Origin of the sequence: Sphingopyxis terrae subsp. terrae NBRC 15098, from assembly GCF_001598815.1 — a bacterium.
GTDB classification, from domain to species: Bacteria; Pseudomonadota; Alphaproteobacteria; order Sphingomonadales; family Sphingomonadaceae; genus Sphingopyxis; species Sphingopyxis terrae.
Genome location: NZ_BCZQ01000034.1, coordinates 1 through 16,539 on the forward strand (window position 1 = coordinate 1; position 16,539 = coordinate 16,539).

15 protein-coding genes are annotated in these 16,539 nt (G+C 63.3%); 1 reads left to right on the forward strand and 14 read right to left on the reverse strand.

The window, feature by feature from the left end; all coding sequences use genetic code 11:
- Nucleotides 1-233 precede the first annotated feature (233 nt).
- The 4 genes from STE01S_RS17115 to STE01S_RS17130 all read right to left on the reverse strand — a co-directional run bounded on the left by STE01S_RS17115 (nucleotide 234) and on the right by STE01S_RS17130 (nucleotide 3,698).
- On the reverse strand, nucleotides 234-1,919 hold the full coding sequence (locus STE01S_RS17115) for an ATP-binding protein (RefSeq protein WP_062769975.1): 1,686 nt from the start codon (nucleotides 1,917-1,919) through the stop codon (nucleotides 234-236).
- A 110-nt stretch (nucleotides 1,920-2,029) separates the two neighbouring features.
- Entirely contained in the window at nucleotides 2,030-2,506 is a 477-nt protein-coding gene (locus tag STE01S_RS17120) for a hypothetical protein (RefSeq protein WP_054588738.1), read from the reverse strand.
- 74 nt (nucleotides 2,507-2,580) lie between these two features.
- Nucleotides 2,581-3,042 carry a hypothetical protein gene (locus tag STE01S_RS17125; RefSeq protein WP_054588739.1) on the reverse strand — a complete coding sequence of 154 codons (462 nt, stop codon included), beginning with the start codon at nucleotides 3,040-3,042 and terminating at the stop codon, nucleotides 2,581-2,583.
- A gap of 11 nt (nucleotides 3,043-3,053) precedes the next feature.
- A complete protein-coding gene (locus STE01S_RS17130; RefSeq protein WP_054588740.1) occupies nucleotides 3,054-3,698 on the reverse strand; it encodes a hypothetical protein in 645 nt (214 codons plus the stop codon).
- A 292-nt stretch (nucleotides 3,699-3,990) separates the two neighbouring features.
- Between STE01S_RS17130 and STE01S_RS17135 the strand changes: the two genes are divergently transcribed.
- Nucleotides 3,991-4,182, forward strand: a complete 192-nt coding sequence (locus tag STE01S_RS17135) for a hypothetical protein (RefSeq protein ID WP_054588741.1) — start codon at nucleotides 3,991-3,993, stop codon at nucleotides 4,180-4,182.
- A gap of 33 nt (nucleotides 4,183-4,215) precedes the next feature.
- Here STE01S_RS17135 and STE01S_RS20895 read toward each other — a convergent pair whose 3' ends face one another.
- From STE01S_RS20895 to STE01S_RS17180, 10 genes are all read right to left on the reverse strand, one after another.
- Nucleotides 4,216-4,917 carry a DUF5983 family protein gene (locus tag STE01S_RS20895; protein WP_234715581.1) on the reverse strand — a complete coding sequence of 234 codons (702 nt, stop codon included), beginning with the start codon at nucleotides 4,915-4,917 and terminating at the stop codon, nucleotides 4,216-4,218.
- 75 nt (nucleotides 4,918-4,992) lie between these two features.
- Complete coding sequence (locus tag STE01S_RS17145; protein ID WP_058804208.1) at nucleotides 4,993-5,256, reverse strand: hypothetical protein; 264 nt, start codon at nucleotides 5,254-5,256, stop codon at nucleotides 4,993-4,995.
- A 187-nt stretch (nucleotides 5,257-5,443) separates the two neighbouring features.
- Nucleotides 5,444-5,833 (reverse strand): hypothetical protein, encoded by a 390-nt coding sequence (locus STE01S_RS20900; RefSeq protein WP_234715582.1) that lies wholly within the window; start codon nucleotides 5,831-5,833, stop codon nucleotides 5,444-5,446.
- Between the two features lie 56 nt (nucleotides 5,834-5,889).
- Nucleotides 5,890-7,083, reverse strand: coding sequence for a hypothetical protein (locus STE01S_RS17155; protein WP_062769977.1), 1,194 nt, complete (start codon nucleotides 7,081-7,083; stop codon nucleotides 5,890-5,892).
- 216 nt (nucleotides 7,084-7,299) lie between these two features.
- Nucleotides 7,300-7,935, reverse strand: coding sequence for a hypothetical protein (locus STE01S_RS17160; protein WP_054588744.1), 636 nt, complete (start codon nucleotides 7,933-7,935; stop codon nucleotides 7,300-7,302).
- Between the two features lie 33 nt (nucleotides 7,936-7,968).
- The gene (locus STE01S_RS21085) at nucleotides 7,969-8,193 is read right to left on the reverse strand and encodes a zinc finger domain-containing protein (RefSeq protein WP_420496811.1); all 225 of its coding nucleotides are present in this window, start codon (nucleotides 8,191-8,193) and stop codon (nucleotides 7,969-7,971) included.
- Between the two features lie 50 nt (nucleotides 8,194-8,243).
- Nucleotides 8,244-9,287: a hypothetical protein gene (locus tag STE01S_RS17165; RefSeq protein ID WP_054588745.1), complete on the reverse strand. Its 1,044-nt coding sequence runs from the start codon at nucleotides 9,285-9,287 to the stop codon at nucleotides 8,244-8,246.
- On the reverse strand, nucleotides 9,280-9,762 hold the full coding sequence (locus STE01S_RS17170; RefSeq protein WP_062769979.1) for a hypothetical protein: 483 nt from the start codon (nucleotides 9,760-9,762) through the stop codon (nucleotides 9,280-9,282). The genes STE01S_RS17165 and STE01S_RS17170 overlap by 8 nt, the downstream gene beginning before the upstream one ends.
- 313 nt (nucleotides 9,763-10,075) lie before the next feature.
- A complete protein-coding gene (locus STE01S_RS17175) occupies nucleotides 10,076-14,371 on the reverse strand; it encodes a strawberry notch-like NTP hydrolase domain-containing protein (RefSeq protein ID WP_062769982.1) in 4,296 nt (1,431 codons plus the stop codon).
- Between the two features lie 139 nt (nucleotides 14,372-14,510).
- A complete protein-coding gene (locus tag STE01S_RS17180; protein ID WP_054588748.1) occupies nucleotides 14,511-16,532 on the reverse strand; it encodes a ParB/RepB/Spo0J family partition protein in 2,022 nt (673 codons plus the stop codon).
- Nucleotides 16,533-16,539: the final 7 nt, after the last annotated feature.

Below are 16,539 nucleotides of genomic sequence, written 5' to 3' on the forward strand. Positions count from 1 at the left end.
TCACCTAGCGGCGGCAATGTCGGAGAGACACGAAATGGCTGAATCGGCTTGCCGGTGCACACGATGAATTGACCACGACCGGTCGCGCCGCGGAGCTGAATCGCAACGGCATAGGCGTGGTCGAACGAGGCGAGCCGCGTCCGAAGGGGTGACAGGGCGGTCATGGATCACTCCGGCTGTGGGGGTAAGGGTAGAAGCGGACGCAAGGTCGCCAGCCTGTCATGGTCCGAATGCTATGCAGCGGTGGGCTCGGTTTCAGGATCAGCGACTGCCAGATCGATTAGAACCTTGGCGACATCGGCCTTGAGGGTGAGTGTTCGACCCTCGGGGATCAGCCATTGGACATCGTCGCGGAAGGCCGATCGGATCTGTTCCAGAAGCGCCTCGTCCTTTCCGAGGAGGAGCTTGTTCGCCAGGTTACGCGCATCGCGGATGAAATCGTCATGCTGCCTGCCCCAGCTGTCGCTATCGCAATCCTCGTCATAAGTGAAGACCGCATCCTCGATCAGCTGCGCGAGCGCCTGCGGCGTGACGATTGCGCCCTCCCGGACAAAAACATGTGCTTCGCCGATATGGCTGCTCGCGTTCGCGCAGACGAGCATATCGACGGGAAGGCGAAGCGTGGCGGCGGGTTCATCGAGCCCGGCGCAGCGAACTATCGGAACATTAAGGGTGATCGCAGTCACCCAGCCCGATTCAACATGATCGAGCATCTGGTCGTCGTCGGCATAGTGGAACAGTTCGCCCTCCCGTTCGACCGCAAAGGACAGGCGGGGGACGCGCGGAAGCACATCATACCATCGATAGCCGGCAAATTTGTCTTCAGCGAAGACAGGTCGGAAGCCGAGCTTCTCCTCGGTCAACACCTTCGCCGCGCATTGTTCGATATCGGCCTCGTGCCTGGGGATCAGGATCATTGGGACAGCTTCGACGCGCTCGTCCTCGACGTAGGCATTGCCGTCCGCGGTTCGCGGGCGCCATGCACAGAGCCACGGGCTGGCTTCGGGAAGGCCAACGCCGAGCTCGGTAGCGCGCTTCCAGTCCTTGAACGACAGGCGATGTTGGCCTTTGAGCGCGATGGTCCGGAAAATGGCCGCCTGCACTTCAACCCGCAGATCGGCGAGTGCGGCATTCTCGACCATCTCCTTGCGCGCGGGCAAAACGAGCTGGAGCGAGGGCGCGTCGACGATGTCGATCCGGACCGTCCATTTCCGCCGTGCGTCGATTTCCCCGATGGCGGGCATGCGGCAGGGAACCTTGATGCCATGAAAATTGATGCGCGGATCGCTCGCGATGTCATAGGAATCGCTGAAGATTCCGATCCGGCAGCCATGCCACTCTTCGATCCGGCAGGCGCCCTTGAGGAAATCCTCGCGCGGCAAGACTGCGCCCTGAAATTCGACGGGCAACGGGAAATGCTTCGCCGCTGCTTCGACCCGCGATTGGAGATTGGGCAACCATTCGGCGGGCATGGCAATGACGAGCTGTGTGCCTTTGCGGACCTCGTAGGCTTCGACCGTTAGGGGATTTTCGCCCTGCCAACCGTCCTTGGGAATCGTGACCGTCCATCCGGCATTGGCGGCTCTCGAGAAGGATCGCACAGTAACGCGCTTGCCGGCGAGGCTGAACACACCCATTCCGGCAGGGTCTTCCCGCCGTGCGATCTGGTCGCTCCAGTCAGAGCGGCCCAGCGTCACGAAGGCGGCGGGATCATCGATGCCGGTGCCGTCGTCTGCAATAAAGAGGGCTGGATTGCCTTCATGCTCGCCGAGATCGACGGCGATTCGCTGCGCACCGGCACGGCGGGCATTCTGGAACAGCTCGTTGAGAACGTCGGTGATCGTCCCGTTGAAGAGGCGCGACACCTTAGTGATAAGCTGCTCGCCGACGGAAGGGCGGATTTGAGCGGGAAGCGTCATGGGAATACTCCGGTTGCGCGGCAGCCTCATTGCCGCCGCACGTCCCCGCCTCCTTTCCTCCCGGCCGATGACGATCGGTCGCGAGCGATTGAGTGCGGGCGGCTCAGGCTTCAGGCGGAGCGAAGTGCCTTCTCGGCCGCGGTTTCGACATAGATTTGCCGCGCGCGCCCGCGACGCCGTTTCCGGATGCGGCCCTCAGCATAGGCCTCAGCCCATCGTTGCGCCTCGGCGGCACGCGCTCCGGCGGAGCATTCGTCCGCTTGCTCGAAGATCGTATAGGCGAGCGCATATTGCTCGCGTTCCGGAAGCGCGAGCAGCGCCGAGGCGATGGGCAAGGTGCTTTCGTAGAATTCGAGAGCGTGGCGACCGCCGCCATGGTGCATCAGTATGGCGAGCCGGCCCTTGCTACCGATCCCGGTCGGCCTCGCAATCATCACATCGTGCGAGGCATAGGTGACGGCGCCAAAACCATCGGGTTCCGCCGGATAGAAAATGCGGTTATCACGATGGGGAAGCGGGTGCGCGAGAATCTCATATCTGTCGAAGTTCTCGACTTTCCGGATGTCATTATGTCCGATGACCGTCATCGCAGGCCCTTTCTGCTGGGGTGAAGTAACTATGCCCAGGGCAGGCGCCTTGGGCGGCTCGTCGATGACGGCAATCAGGCAGCCCGGAGGCTGTCGCGCTGACGCAGACCGAGGTCGATAGCTGAGAGGCTTGCGAACCCAGGTTCGACGGCATCAAAGATGCCGGTTAGGTCGTCGAGGTCGGCCCAGACGCAGGCGTCGCCCGGATCAGGATCGAGCTGGAAGACGATCGGTAACGAGTCCGCGGTCATCTCCCGGAAGAAGGTGCGAATGATCAGCCACTCGATCCGGCGTCCGACTGCCCCGACGCGCGAGGCAAGCGCCGTCCGCTCGACAGGGCGCATCGCGAGGTAGCGCTCGGGCGCAATGAGCGGAGCGATCCGAATGCAAGCAATACGACCGGCGACCCCGGGCGCGTGAACGGTGCCGGCGCTCGCGATACGCTCCACCGCAACACCCTCGGCCGGAACCAGCGCGCGATAGACATAATGGGGCAGCGCCCCCGCGATGCGGGAACGCGAGACAATGACTTTCATCGACGTTCTCCTCAAGCGACCAGCCGCATCGGCGGCGTTCCGGGTTCGGCGAGGTGCAGTTCGCGCCGGATGCGCGCGGCGAGGCGGTCAGGCTCGAGCAGTTCGCCGACCGCGGCCCAGTGGTTGCGGTCGCCGCAATAATCCTTCCGCCCGGCGACGCGGCGGAACATCACTTCACGGCCGGATCCGATGCCAAGCCGGAGCTGGACATAGATTTCCTCGGTATGAAGGATGATCTCGCCGCTGACGGCAATACCGCCCTTGATCGATCGAAGATCATAGGTGCCGTCCTCCATGCAAAGGGCCTCGGCAAGCCGCTTCAGGGCCTTTCGGCCGTCGCTATGGAAGAGCTTCTTTGCCTGCTCGTCGTAGCTGACACCCCTATGCGCCAGCACCACGAGTGCGGATTTGCCGCGCATGTCGGCGATGCGGTCCAAGCAGGCGCGCCGAAGCGCGGTGTCGCCGCCGCCCGTGGCGCCCGCAACGGCACCGAGATGCCGCGCGAGCAACAGTACTGCGGGATCGGTTTCGTCGGGATTGCCGGCATTTCGGCAATCCTTGATCGCCGCGATCAGCGCGTGGAGACAGGCCGGCAGCGTCGAGAGTGCCGAAGGATCGAGCGCCTGCTGGAAGCGGAACGCGATATCGTATGACATGGGACAGGTTCCTTCTCCGGACGCCTATTGCGCCCGCCCCTGTCCTTCCCTCTCTCCTCCCATTTCGCAGGGATATTGAAGGCACCCCAAGTGCCCGCAGCCGCGATGTTCCACATCTGTCGATCGATGGCGAGCGGGAGGCAAGCGAGCGGGCGCCCCTCGGGCTCGGGTTCGTGCAGTGCACGTCGTGGCGCTGCAATTCATCGCCGAGAGGAGAATTTGCGCAGCCGACGATCGTCCGAATGTGCTAGATTACGTGCCTGCCCAAAATTGCGTCCCGCGGAGAATGACGATGCGCGAACTGGACGAGGAAGAACGCCATCTATTGCGCGCGCTCGATGGCCCGCTTGCGACCGGCGATCTGATCACGATGGTCAGGGATCTCGGCGAAATCCTGCGCAATCGCGGCCATGTGATCCAGGCCAATGTCGCGGAGCTTGCCGCCGATCGGCTGGAAATGCTCGATGCGCGGTCGCAGGCTTAATGGGAATTACGCCAAACATACCAAGGACCGGCTTCACCAGTCATGCTTCGGCAATGCCTCGACGCTGCCAGCGTCGCAGTCGAACAGGATATGGTCGAAGCCATGTGCACGAGCAAATCTCATCGCGGCAAGAAGATCGGCCGGTAGCTTGGCCTGCGCCGGCTCATCCACCTCGCGCGCCGGAACGAACCATCCGTATATGGTACTCGCAACATTGATCGGCCGGTCGGAGGTTGCCGCCGCGCACCATTCATCAAGCATGGCTGCCGTCGCAGTCGACAGATGCGCCGTGGCAATGACGCAATAGTGCCCGGTTTCGGGGCCCAGTGTCTGCATGTCGGCGAGTAGCGGATCGATATGGACGCGGTCAGTCTTGAGATTCTCGCTCGGATGATCATCGAAATAGATGTCCGCGATCGTTTGATCGTCGAGCGTCGCCGGATCGCGCCCATCTTCGATATCGGACCACCACTCGCGGCAATATTCGGCGACTTCCGCCATCAAGGCTTTCTGAGTCAGCGCGGCATAATGGTTGGTGCCATGCTTATGATCGATTGAACCGATGTGGATGTCGAAGCCCCACGGAATCAATCCCCGCGCAAGGCAATCCTCGAACGCAGCGATATCCTCGATCACCGCGGCGCGGGCAGCGTCATCGAGGTCGGCCGGCGTTTCGATGGCGGCACGGGCACGAGCGAGCAGTTGCGCCAAGGCGCGGATGCCAATGTCAGACATGATATAATCCTGTTCGGCTGATGTGAGCCTGCGCCGGCACTCGGCGAACTACGGCGCTTGGGCATGCTGGATCGATCAAATGACAATCGTTTGATCGATCGCGTCGATAACGCAGCGAATATCAGCTGCAGCCATTTCTAGGCGGCGCAGCGCTTCTTTCCGGCAATCACAGCCCTCGCTCGATGCTAGCTCAGCCATGAGAAAGGCAAAGAGCGGATCGCCCAAATCGTGGGTCTCCTCGATGCTTTCGATGTGGGCAAAGTCGCCTTCACCGTATGCGACGGCGCAAATTCGCTGGAATGGATTCAACATCGTCGGAACCGTTTCGGCAATGGTCATGCTCCCAAAGCAAGAAGGGACATGCCGGGCGTCCGGCATTGATCTCGCGAAGTGATGACCTTCACGAAGGATGAGGCCTGTCGGCGCGTGTCGATGACGTCCACGGAAAGGGAGCCTGGGCCGATATTCGTCGCATTCGGTAGCCAGCGACAGCGCCGTTCGCGCCATCGTGGGGACCGATCGACAATCATATCGGCGCGTCGGGATCGTCCATCGGCCTCGCGGTCGCGGCGCGCGAGAGGTCCGGAATGCGCGGGTCGTTGTAAATGCAGTCGAGCGACATCGACAGCGCGTGGTGCTCCGCCCCCTCGGGTGTCGAAGCATCGATCGTATAGACTGCGCTCGCAAAGCAATCGTCGCCGCTGAAAAATGCGACATCGACAAGGTAGGTAGCGACGACGGCGGTTGAGACCGCGCCTCGGCAATGCCTGTCGATGAGGTCCGCGACGCTCGAACGCAGCCCATCGATGTCAGGGTCAAAATCTTCCCACGTCACATCGTTGGGGCATTCGTCGAGGAGATAGTTGGACATGAGGTCCTGCATCGTATCGAGCAAGCGGTAGCGCGCATCGGTCATGGCGGGTCTCCATGGGAAGGAAGCCGCCGGATCGAACGAACCGGCGGCTTCGGACGTCAGTGGGCGGTTTCGAGAAGCTTGCGGGCCTTGCCCTCGACTTCGAGCCGGCTGTCCTGGTTGGTCCTGGTGCGCGCAAAGGCCGTGATGCCCTGCACGAAATCATAGATCGTCTCAGGCGGGCGGCCCTCTTCATTGAGCACCGTCGCGACGATCTTTGCGGTTTCGGCCTTCGAGAAGCCGCGTTTGCGCAGGAACGTCTCGCGGTCCTCATCCTTGCGGGCGACGATGCGCTCGCGCGCGGTCTTGATGCCGCTCAGGAATGGCATCGGCGAAGAGTCCGCGAAATGCTCGAGCGCGGGCGCTGCTTCATGGGCGAAGCGGTTGGCTGCGAATTTCGAGTGGCGGATCTTCACCTCCTCGAAATTCTCGACGCCCCAGAGGTTGCGGTTCATGCACACGGCGCGCAGATAGAAGGTCGCCATGCCGAGCGTCTTCGCGCCGACCTCGGAGTTCCAGCAGTAGAAGCCGCGGAAATAGAGATCGGGATCGCCATTGGGTAGCTTGCCCGCCTCGATCGGGTGCGTGTCATCGACCAGGAAGATGAAGACGTCGCGGTCGGAGGCATAAAGCGTCGTCGTGTCGCGTGTGACGTCGACATAAGGATTATAGTGCATGCTCGACCAGTCGAGCACGCCGGGGACCTTCCACCGCGTTTGCCCGATGCCGTCGCCGGCGATCTTCATCACCGCTTCCACGAGCTCATAATCCCAGATACGGCCATATTCGGGCCCGGTCGCGGCGCGAAGTTCGGTCCGCCCGTCGTCGGTCTGCAGCAGTTTCACCTGCTCGCCGCGGTGCGCGACGAGGCCGTGCTGAAGATTGATGCCGGCAAGCGCAGCCGGAAGCTCGCGAAGATAGGACGCGGGCGCGCCGACGAGGCTGCAAAGCTGTCCGAATGCCCAGTTCGTCGGCGCAACGGGCCGCTCTTCGTCGGGGACCATCAGCGAGAGTCGCTCGGGGCTATCGCTCCGCGCCTCGACACGGATCGCCTTGCTGTCGACGACGCGCGTGGTTGCCCGGTCGGCGCGGGTGCGAACGACATCATAGAGATCGGTCAGCGAGAGGAAGCGCTCGTCGTCGGGACGCGAGAACCATTCGGACGAAACGCGGCCGATGTTGCGGCCGCGGGAGATATCGACGCGATAGGCGCCGCCGACCGGACGGTCGGCAGCGGGGACAAGATTGGTCATGGGAAATCTCCGGCAAGAGTGGAACGTCGAGCCGGACCGAAATCACTGACCGGCTCGCCCCGTTCCCACCCCCTTCCCTCCCGACCGGCAGTCAGATGGCGTGGTGCGCGCTCGTTTGGTCGGTACCGCGCCGGTTCGCCTTGAGCAGCCCTCAGGCGGTGCAGAACGTGACCGTCTTGCCATCGACGCCCATCAGCGAGGCAAGGAAAGACGTGGTCAGCCGAACGGCTTGCCATTCTCCACGAAGGTGTATCCGTTGGCGGTTATCGCCTCATCTACGGCCTGCTCGGACGTCAGATACTCGAATTCGCTTTCGAGGCGCCGATAGAGCCAGCGGGCAAGGTCGCGCAGTGCTTCGATGATGGTTTCTTCCGCGGGGGAACCGAAGGCGATCCCTTCGCGCTCGACCGCGATGTCCATGCAATATTCATGGTAATAGCGACCGCGGTGGCGAATATCGGCGCTGAGCCGGTAGAAATGCTGGCGCTGGATGTAGCGAAGCGCATCGGCGATCTGGTGAAGCCTGGCATCCTGCGGCGCGTAGACCCGGATGGCTTTCGATGATCTGGGCCGATAGGCGTAGCTGCCGGCAAAGCTGGCGCCGTCTCCCTGGCTGGCAAAGCCCGTGAAGAATATCTGCGGCTCTTCGCGCTTTGTGCCTCCGACATGGGAAACCGGGTTGGTGCGAAGCGTGATACCGAGGATGTCGCAGATCGCCTCGAAGTCGCTGAAGACGAAGTCGTACCAGTCATGGTCGAAGGCGCCCTGACGATACCAGTCGCGCGCCTTGTCCTTAGCGCGCTCGTCCAGTTCGTCGAACTGATAGACGGTGATGGGGATGATTTCGGGCATTGCGGAAACCTCTCCGATTGGCGGCGCCGCGGTTCAATCGAACAGCGGCAGGCCCAGTTGAGGCGAAACGCAGCCGAGACCGCAGAGCCCGAGCGGGCACGGTCCATACTTGCCCTCGCGGTCAGCGAGGATGTCGCGCGAGGTGTGAAATTCGACGAATGGCCCGCTATGCCCACTCGGCCGGCGGCAGCCGACACCTACCGCGGCGTGGCAGTTGGGGCAGACAACCTCGAGAATGGGATCGCGGTGCCGGGACATTGTGCAGCCCGGTTTCTGGCAGAGGGCCTAGCCTTTGACGATGTGCGCCATCACGCCGCCTTCGCCACCTTGGCGAACCGCTCATCGACCTCACTGGGCGTGGCGGCGAACACGGTCCAGTCGCCATAGTAGATGCCGTCATATTCGACATAGTCGTCGAAGATGGTCAGGCGCCAATCACAGAGCGGACCCGCGACGTTGGACAATCCGCGTGCGCACCATTCGGCCATGACCGCCGGGAAGAATCGGTCCATGACATCGGGAGCCGCCGCGAACTTGACGTCGCACATATAGGTCGTGTGCACATAGGCGAGCGGGCCGATCACCGGTCCTTCGCTCCCCCAGTCTTCAAGATTTTCGTCGGGATCCTTGCGGCCGTGATAGAGATGCAGGTAGAGTCCGGGCGCCTCCGGGACAGGCGAGGTCGCGTCGGTGTCCCCGGCAGTATCGTGCGGCTCGCCAAGCACGCGCGCCGCAATCCAGTCCCGATAGCCAAGGCGTGTGTCGTCGTTCGCGATCTGGTATTTCCAATCCGCGAGCGGGTGGGCTGGATACTCGGTCCAGGCATCACGTTCCAGGTGAGGCGGGTCGCTCGGCGCGGACTGCCCGAGCGCCGCCGACAAGGCCTCGCTTGTCGAATGCATCTCGATGCGATCCGCGAAGATGGCGCACCAGCCGCCGCCAAACTCGCCCTCGCGAGGTTTGGAGCAGCTTTCCGACCATTCGAAACCGATAGCGGCGCGAAGAAGGGATTCGGCGCAGCACCGATGGATGACCGTTGCGACCGGGTCGGGCTGGAAGGTTGGCGTGCCATAGATATGCGCGATCTGACCGACCCCGTCGATCGACGCAGTTCCCGCCTCGAAACGGGCACCGAAATCGGGAAAATACGCATCGCAGAATATCGTGCCAAGGCCGCTCCACAGATCATCTTCGTCTTCAGGAGGAAAGAGTTCGAGGATTTTCGGGCTTGGCGCCGGTGCGACGATACCGCTCATCATGTCGCTGGCCGCCCCGAATATCTCCTTGAGCAGCGCCAGCTCGGCATCTGTGCAGGCGAAGCTGAAGCTTGCCTCGAGATAATGTTCAGCCATCGCCATTCTCCCGGCACAAGGACGGGCTTTCGCGGGTTCCGATGGACAAGGGCGGCAGAGCGAAATCGCCCGCTTGAAACCAGGCGCTCGCCGCAGCGATCGAACCAAGGTCGTTCAGCTCTCGTTGATTGAGGACGATCTGGTCAGCGTCATTTACCTCGTAGTGTCGGGGCGCCCGATCGCCCGTATGAACCGCGCGCTCGGGTCCGAATGCGCCGGAACACGCGTCCGAGCGCCGAACGAAGGCGATGCCGTGATTGCAGCAGAAGGCTTCGACACATTCGAACTGACCGCCGATCAGTTCATAGGCACAAACCTCCAGGATATGCCCGTCGGCAATATGGGAAAACTCGATCGAATTCCCTTCCCAATCGGCTTTCCCGCCATCGCATTCGATAGCTTCGAGAAGCGCGGGTATCAGATTGCGAGAAATCGTGCCGCCGATCCGGATCATGGCGGATGCCCGGTCTGCCATGGGAACCTCCATCTTCTTGGTGGTCGGCAGACAATTCCGCCGCCACTCCCCGCTCCACCCCCTTCCCTCCTTCGGAGAATTGCTTTCGCGGGGCGAGCATGGAGGCGCGTAGGTTCCGCGTTTGACGAGCCAAGTTCAGCAAGTCCCCCCTCGTCGAGAAGCTCGAATATGGTGCAATCGGTCGGCAAGGTCGCGGGCGGCATGCTCGCCCGGCTTCCAGCACGGGCATCGCGGTGTCGAAACCGTCGACGAACTGCCGGTCGACCTGCCCATAGGCCCGCGACATGACCCTCTCCCTATGAGAGGTTCGATTTCACTGTGGCGGCTCGGCGATGATGGTGCTCAGGATTTCATCGGCCTTTCCCGCCGGGAGGAAGAGCCGGGTCTTGTATGCAATCACCTCGCTGAACGCGCCGCGCGCTTTCAGCCATTCGCGGTCCTGAGGCCGGAAGTCCCGGATCTCGATCCGGCGGCTGTCGTTCACCATCGCCGACACGAGACGTGCGCCGTGCAGCCCAGGGATCAAGGCGCCGTCGCCATGCCGGGCAGCCTCGATCAGTTCGCCAGGCGTGAGCATGATCGAGGAAGTGAGGCCGAAAGCCGATTGCAGCTTCTCGATCGCCCCGGGCATGACGATGCGGCCGAGGATCGACGTCCCCGCCGCGTCGTCGATCCGCCAGACACGAACGTCGTCCTGCGGCAGTTTGTTCCAGACGGGGAGCAGGAGACCCGTTGCGACACTGATCGTCTCGATATCGACCTTGTCGAGCGCCTCGGTCACTTCGGCTTCCCAGAAGCTCTGGAAGCTCTTGCGGTCGATCTCCTCCCAGTGCGTGTGCGCGAGCCCGGCAAGCTGGATGCGGTTCGAACCTGTCGGGCGGACAAGCTCCATCATCTTGACGGGCCTCCCGTCGTCGTCGGTGATCGACCAGGACGGAACGCAAAGGGCGACGCGCCCGGAACGGCTGTTCCGCAGAGACCGGCCATCCGCGGAACCGCCCCAGATCTTGTCAAGGCGCGCCCACCCCGTGACGCGCGGTTTGAGGTGAAGCTCGAGGCGGAGCAGCCGGGTCTCGGCGCCGGATACCGGATCCTCCCTCAGCACCTGCTGCGAGAGCTCGACGATACGCTCGGCGCGGATCGCCTCGACGCCAAGATCAAGCGTGCCGGCCTCGCGAGCGGCGTCGACGCGGGCCTGGATGAGCCCCATATATTCCTCGAAAATGGCATCCTGGGTCGCGATGCGTAGCGCGAGGATGCGGTTCAGCCAGCGCTGGATCGGCGGCAGCTTGTCGAGCAGGGTTCCATTCTCGTCGACGAGCTTCAGGCCCGTGATAATCTGGAACTTCTCGAGACCGATGCTCGCGAGCTTGCCGGCATGGAGCAGATGATACCATTGGGTCAGCGCTTCGCGAGCATAGCTGCTTTCGAGATTATCCGCGGGGTCGAATAGATTCTGGCCGCCGGTCTGACGCTGGCCGCGCGTGAGCGCGCCGAGGGTATCGAGACGGCGCGCGATGGTGCTGATGAAGCGGCGTTCGCCCTTGCAGGTAGTCGTGACCGGCCGGAACACCGGCGGCTTCCACTGGTACGTCCGATGCGTGCGGCCGAGACCCTGGATCGCGATGTCGGCGCGCCAGCCCGGTTCGAGCAGGAAATGGATGCGCCGCTTGTTCGCGGTCGGACAATCCAGGTCGGCGTGATAGGAGCGCCCGGTGCCGCCCGCTTCCGAGAAGACGAGGATCGGCTTGCGTCCTGACATGAAGGCGTCGGTCTCGGCGATATTGGAACTGGCGCTGCGGCGCTCGAGCTTCTGTCGGCCTTGCCCGTCAATGACAACGCGACGGCTGCGGCCAGTGACTTCTGCGACCGCGTCGGTTCCGAAATGCGCGATAAGGAAGTCGAGCGCGGCCGGGACCGGCGGCATCGAACAGAGGCTTTCGACCAGATTATCGCGCGCCTCGACCGCTTCCTGGCAGAGGACAGCATTGCCGTCGCCATCGTGCATCGGCTCGGAGCGCAATGCTCCGTCGGATGAGCGAAAGGCGCGCATCTGACGCGTCGGGAAGGCTGTCTTCAGATAATCGATCAGCGTATCGAGCGGCGAGACGTCGATCGCGAGGTTGGCGCGTTCGTCCGGCGAAAGGCCCGCAAGGCGGCGCTCGAGGATCGCCTCGGCCGTGCTGGTCAATTGCACGACGGCGACATGGCCTGCTGCCAGCTCCTCCTCGATCGAACGAACGACGGTCGGCATTTTCATCGCGATCAGCACTTGGGAGAAGAAGCGCTGCTTGGCGCTCTCGAACCGGCTGAGCGCCGATCCCTTGGCCATGGCATTCATCGTCTCGCCCGACATGCGGTCGACAATGTTCGACGCCTTCAGCACCTCGTCGAGGTTCTGGTGAACGATCGCCCAGGCGTCGGCATAGGCATCGTAGATCTCTATCTGGTCGGGCGTCAGCCGATGCTCGAGCGGGTCATATTCTACGCCGGCGAAACTGAGCGCACGCGCCGTGTAGAGACCCATGGACTTGAGGTCGCGGGCGACGATTTCCATCGCCGCGATACCGCCGTCGGTCATCGCAGCGAGAAAAGCGTCGCGGTTCACGAAGGCCGTGTCGGGCCCCCAAAGCCCGAGCCGCGAGGCATAACTCAGATTCTCGGGCTTGGTGGCGCCGGTGGCCGATTCATAGACCACCCGGGCGCGCGGCAGTGCGTTCTGCAGGCGCACTCCGGCCAATCCCTGTTCAGACCCCTTGGCCTGGCGATATTCGTCTTTGGTGCCCGCCGCATTGCCCATCGAATGGGATTCGTCGAACAGGATCACGCCCTCGAAAGTGCCTTCCGCCCATTGGAGGATCTGCTGGAGACGTGAGCATTGATCGTGACGCTGCGAGCGGAGCGTCGCATAGGTGAGGAAGAGGATGCCGCTCGCCATGCCGATCGACTGCCCAAGCGGAAAGGCATCGAGCGGCTGGATGTCGATCGGAAGGCCGCCGAGCGCGGTCCAGTCGCGGCGCGCGTCTTCAAGGAGCGTCGCGCCCTTCGATATCCAGACGGCGCGGCGGTTGCCGCAGTTCCACTGGTCGCGGATGATAGCGGCGCCCTCGCGGCCCTTGCCGACGCCGGTGCCGTCGCCGATGAAGAAACCCATGCGATAGGCGTGCCCGTCGGCATCCTCGCGGAGTTGGTCGCCCGCCTCGTTGGGCACGAATCGGCCCGGCAGGTCGCGCGAGAAGGCATCGCCAGCATAGATGATCGCTTCGAGTTGGGCGTCGGACAGCGCGCTGCTTGCCCGCTTCTGGAAGAGCGGCCGATATCGCGGGATCGGCGGCAGCACCGACGCCATGGCAAGCGATTCCACGAGATTGTCCGGATGCGGCGTCGCGCCCGGTATATCGATGCGCGCAAGCCGCCAGGGAGCGTAGATGCCGACCGGATCGCCGACCGGAAGCGGCGCGTCGCGAACCGAGTAAGCAAGCGGCTCGGCGCGATCGTCCTTCGCGGCGATCCGCGACGGCGCGATGACCTTGGGGCTCGCGAGCCCGGAAAAGAGCGATGCCGATCCGGATTTGAGCGCCGGACGGAACGGGATCACCGCCGGGGTGGCCGGGGGCGGCTCATCGGACGATCCCAATCGCGGCGGGAGCGCGAGCACGATGGGCAGCGCCGCCTCGATCGAGTCGACGGTGTGGCGTTCGGTCTCGCCGATCCAGCCCTTGTCGAAGACGATCAGCCGAACGGCGATGCCGGTGCCATGCTTGACGTACGGGCGGCCGAGAATGGTGATCTCAACGCGCGGACGTCCGATCTCGGCGACCGAGACATAGCCGCGGGCACCGCTGCCGTCGTGCGCGAATCCCGGCGACATAATCGCAACGCAGCGTCCGCCGTCGGCAAGACGGAGGAGCGCGGAGCGAAGGTGGCGAGCGCCGGCATGGCGATCCTCGCCGCGGCCTTCGCTACGGCTGAAGGGCGGATTGATCAGGACGACGGTCGGACGGACATCCGGCGGCAGCCGGTCGTGAATGAATTCGGCATCGTGTGTGGTGACGTCGCTGTTCGTCACGAGAGCGAGCAGTGCGGCGCGGCAGGCATCGCGTTCGTTGAGCGTTACGGAGGCGCCCGTGGCGATCGCGCGGGCGGCGAGCATGCCGGTGCCCGCCGACGGTTCGAGCACATGGTCGTCGGCCGTAATCGCCGCTGCACGTGTCGCTAGCCAGCCCAGCGCGTCTGGCGTGCTGAACTGTTGCATCTCGACTTGATGCTCGCTGCGATAGGTCTGCGTTGGTAGCGCCTTCTCGAATGCAAGAATGGCTGCGAAGGCATCTTCGGGCGGGCAGTCCGGGTTCTGGTCTTCACCGAGCGACAACATGTTCGAAGCCTGCGCCGCTTCGAGCGCATCATAGGCGTCGCGCATCGACCAGTGTCCGTCGGCATCGGATCCGCCGAACGCCTCCGACATGAGCCCTTTGAGCAGCGAACGGGTGACCGAATGCGGGTCGGCGAGCCGGGATTGCAGAGCCCGCGCTACGCCGTGAAGACGCTCGGCCTTTTCCCGGGCGCTGGAATCAGGGGTCTCGGCGAGATTGAGAAGCGGAAGGGTCATGGAAGATCTCCTGAACGGGCTCCGGGGCACCTGCCCCCGCCGCACACAGCCCTCCCCCCTCTCCTCCAGGGTGGAAGGCGGCATGAAAAAGGGGCCGCGACGCGTGGTCACGGCCCCAATCGAGGTCGGCTTTGCCGGGTCAGGCCGCGTCGGCGATCGGTTCGTCCTCGTCGCCATCACCGACCGCTTCGTCGTCGAACGTTATTTCGGCGGCATCAGCAGGCTCCAGGTCGGCATCGTCGTTCGCCAGCGCAGCGACGGGATGCTCGAAGCGCATCGCGTCGGGAAGCCAGGCGAGCGCCTTTTCCTTGACGTCGGCTTCCACGATGATGTTGCCCGCGAAGAGCTGTTCGGCCGAGGATGCAAGGAGATCCTTCTTTGACGCGCCATAGCGTTGGCCGAGTTCGCTGCCGCCAATTTCCGCGAACAGGTCGAGGATCGTCGTCTTGGTGAGCCGCTTGAAGTAATTCTTCGCGGTCGGTCGCCACCAGGCGGCGACATCGATCCCGAGCTTGCAGCCGAGATGGTCGACGAAATCGCTGCCGGTCGTCTTGGCGGGCACGGCGTGGATCGTACGGGCGATCGCCCAACCCAGCCATGCCGCGCGTGCTTCCTCACCAAGCGCACAGAAGGCATCGTAGCGGCCAGTGACACCGGCATCGGGGTCGATCCAGCTCCGATCGAGTCCGGCTTCGAGCTTAGCCCATTCCTCGGCCGCCGTCGTGCCGCTCTCGAACCCGATGACGCGCGACGGCGCCGCATCGGCCCTCAGTTCGCTCGCGAGATCGCTCGCCCCGTAACGCCGCTGCGCGGCATCGACCATCACGAACGTCCCGAGATCGAGCGCGAACCGCGGGTCGCTGGCGACATGGACGCGGAGCAGTTCCGCCTTCATCGTTGCGAGTTCGTCAGCAAGCCGCTGGCTGATCGCGGGTTTGCCTGATGCTCCGCCAGGAGCCGCATCGTCGCGGTCATCGTCCGAGTCATCGGTTTCGCTCATCGCTTCGGGGGTTCGGTAGACCTGATGATGAACCCGGGGCTGGCCATCCTCACCGAGGACGACGAAGGCGAGCGCCGAGGCCTTCTGGTCATCGGACAACACCGGCGGACGATTCTGGATTTCACGGAGTTCGGATTCCAGATCGCGATAACGCTGTTCGTCATCATCGGTGATGCCGTCGTCGCTTTCGTTCGCGGCTTCGCCGATGATGGTCATTTCGGCCTCGATCTCGGCGCAGCGCGCTTCATCCTCTGCCGTGGGTGGCGGAATCTCTCCGCGAACCGGGCTCAGACCGTCAAGCTCGATGTAGGAGACGCGCGTCGTCGGCAGCGCACGGATTTCGCCAAAACCCTCACGTTCGCGGATAGCCTCGGCTTCGACCGCGAGTTTTTCATCCGTCAGCCGGTCGAGTATGTCACCGTCGATCCAGTTTTCGGACGCGCTGTCGGAGAAGAGGTCGGAGTCGATCCGTCCGCCCGCTTCGAGATAAGCTTCGCGGCCGACAAGCAGCGCCTTGGGGTCACCGCCGCGATAGCTGCCGGAGGCGAGCTCGCGCCGGATGGTGTAGACGTCGTCCCCGTAATAGCTGTCCTGATACTGCTCGAACACACGGGCCTGACGAACGGTGTCGGACGTGCTGCCATAGGCCTTGGCGACCTCGAGCGTGATGTCGCCCTTGCGGAGCGCCTCGAAGATCGTCTCGTGAAGATCGGCGAGACGAACGCGCCCGAGCACGAAACGCTCGGTCTTGCCGAACCGCGCGGCAACCTGCGCGGGGGTTTTGCCTTCCTTCTCGATCATATTCTTGAAGGCCGTGCATTCATCGGCGGCGGTCATCGGCAGCTTCTGGTTTTCAGCGAGGCTGAGCTCGATGGCGTTTTTCGCGTCCGGCATCACCATAACCGGCACGCAGAAGTCTTCGGGAAGCTGGCCCTTTTCGATCAGGGCATGAACCCGCGCGAGACGCCGGCCGCCGCCGAAAATGCTGTAGCTGTCCTTCTTGCGTTTTATTGCGGTGCCAATCAGGTTCTGGAGCACGAAGCCGGCTTGGCCGATCATCGCTTCCAGTTCGGCGTCGGCGTCGGAGTCGCTTTCCGTTCGGACATTCAGCGGGGAAGCGACGCAGTTACGCGCAAGCGCGTATACGATCGGATATGTCATAGTCCGT